The following is a 2,565-nucleotide window of genomic DNA, read 5'->3' as shown; positions in this document are numbered from 1 at the left end:
CAACGCGTTCGCGATCCTGTCGGCGGGCAGCGCGCGTGCGCAGCAGCCTGCGGACGGAACGGCCGCGACGGGCGGTGCGGTGCCGCCGGCCGCCGTCGCGGTTGCGCCGGAAGTGCCGCAAGCGCCGCAAGCGCCGGCCGTCACATTGCCGACGGTGGTGGTCGTCGGCACGACGCCGCTGCTCGGGATCGGTACGCCGCTGCAGAAGGTGCCGGCGAACGTGCAGACGGTACGCGCGGCGGAACTCGACGCCCAGCACCGCGCGACGCTTGCCGACTTCTTCGCCGCGAACCTGCAGAGCGTGACGATCTCGGAGGCGCAGGGCAATCCGTACCAGACGGACGTCAACTACCGCGGCTTCACCGCATCGCCGCTGCTCGGTACGCCGCAGGGGCTGTCGGTGTTCGTCGACGGCGTGCGTGTGAACGAACCGTTCGGCGACGTCGTGAACTGGGACATCCTGCCGACGCAGGCAATCGACCGGATGCAATTGATCCCGGGCTCCAACCCGGTATACGGGCGCAATACGCTCGGCGGCGCACTGGCGATCACGACGAAGAACGGCAAGTCGAACCCGGGCGGCGAAGCGGAGGTGTCGGGCGGCTCGTGGGGCCGCAAGACGGCCGCACTCGAGCAGGGCGGCACGATCGGCCCGAACCTCGACTACTACGCGACGGCGAACGTCGCGAACGACGGCGGCTGGGCCGACCACAATGCGAGCCGCGTGCGGCAGGCGTTCGGCAAGCTGCGCTACACGGATTCGGACACGACGCTGTCGATTTCCGCCGGCGGCGCCGACAACGCGCTGTACGGCACCCAGACGATCCCGCGCTCGTTCCTCGACAACCGGAAGCAGGCGTACACCTATCCCGACCTGAATCGCAACAGCGCCGGCTACCTGACGCTGTCGGGCGATCACTTCTTCGGCGAGCACGTCGAGCTGAGCGGCAATGCGTATTATCGGCACCTGCGCAACACCAACGTCAGCAGCAACAACAATACCGATTACGGATCGGTCGGCGACGACGGCACGGTCGACGCGGTGCAGGGCACCAATGCGCAGTCGACGATCGTGACCGACAGCTACGGCGGCAGCCTGCAGCTCACGCTGCTCGGCAAGCTCGGCGGGATGGCGAACCAGCTGATCGCGGGCGTGGCGGCCGATGTCGCGAACTCGAGCTACGTCGCGTCGTCGCAGGACGCGTATTTCACCGACACGCGCGCGGCGATCGGCGTCGGTGATTTCGAGCCGCAGACCCGCGCGAAGACGCGCAACGCGAACCTCGGCGTGTACCTGAGCGATGCACTGTCGCTGACGCCACACTGGACGCTGACGGTGTCGGGGCGCTACGACTGGTCGAAGGCGCAGATCGGTGACGAGAGCGGCGTGCAGCCGCTGCTCGACGGCAACCACGTGTTCTCCCGGTTCAACCCGGCAGTCGGGCTCAACTGGAACCCGGTCGCGGGCTTCACCGCCTATGCGACGTACAACGAAGGGATGCGCTCGCCGACCGCGATCGAACTCGCATGCGCGGACCCGGCCGCGCCGTGTTCGCTGCCGAACGACTTCATCGCGGACCCGGCGCTCAAGCCGGTGATCTCGAAGACGTTCGAAGCCGGCATGCGCGGCCGCATCGGCGCCGCGACGACCTGGAGCGCCGCCGCCTACCGCACGACGCTGACCGACGACATCCAGTTCATCAGCAGCCCGGCAAGCGCGCAGGGTTATTTCCGCAACGTCGGCGATACGCGGCGGCAAGGCATCGAACTCGCGGGCCGCACGCGGTTCGGCCCGCTCGGTGTCGGGCTTTCGTACAGCTATGTCGATGCGACCTACCGGTCGTCGTGGACCGAGCACAGCCCGGCGAATTCGGCGGCCGACGCGAACGGCAACGTGGCCGTCAAGCAAGGCGACCATATTCCCGGTATTCCCGCACACACGGTGAAACTCCGGCTCGATTACGCGGCGACGCCCAGGTGGGATATCGGCGCGAACGTCACGTGGCGCAGCGGCGTGTATGCGCGCGGCGACGAGAACAACCAGGACGTGAACGGCAGGATCGCGGGCTACGTGCTCGTCGATCTCGACATGCGCTACCGGATCACGAAGCGCTTCGAAGTCTTCGCGAGCGTGACGAACCTGTTCGACAAGCGCTATGCGAGCTTCGGCGTGCTGGGCCAGAACTTCTTCAACGGGCCGAATCACACGTTCGACGGTGCGAATCCGGTCAACGAACAGTTCGTCGGGCCGGGTGCGCCGCGCGGTGCGTGGGTCGGCGTGCGTTACGCGTGGGATTGAGCGTTGCCCGGCTGCGTGCGTTGCCGCGTCGCAGCCTGAGCGGCGCTCAGGATGTGCGCGACGGGCCCGGTCGGGCGAGCGGTGCCGCCGCGAACATCGCGGCCACGGCGCGCGCGATGCTGCGTGCCAATGCCGGGTCGCTTGCGAGGTGCCCGGCGCTCACGTGTTCGATCGCGGCCGCGGGCACGGCACGCGCGAGGCGGGCGACGTTGGCGGCCGGGCAGACGGGATCGTGCATCCCGTGCGCGGCGAACAGCGGCACGCCC

General features: G+C 68.5%; 1 protein-coding gene and 1 pseudogene. One reads left to right on the top strand and one right to left on the bottom strand.

The window, feature by feature from the left end; all coding sequences use genetic code 11:
- Positions 1–13: 13 nt before the first annotated feature.
- Positions 14–2,299, top strand: a complete 2,286-nt coding sequence (locus L810_RS42215) for a TonB-dependent receptor (protein WP_063625770.1) — start codon at positions 14–16, stop codon at positions 2,297–2,299.
- Between the two features lie 46 nt (positions 2,300–2,345).
- Here L810_RS42215 and L810_RS48240 read toward each other — a convergent pair.
- Positions 2,346–2,565, bottom strand: a pseudogene (locus L810_RS48240) (alpha/beta fold hydrolase); the annotation flags it as partial.

The organism is Burkholderia sp. AU4i, assembly GCF_000466765.1.
Taxonomy (GTDB): Bacteria; Pseudomonadota; Gammaproteobacteria; order Burkholderiales; family Burkholderiaceae; genus Burkholderia; species Burkholderia cepacia.
This window is presented reverse-complemented; position numbering and strand designations above follow the sequence as displayed.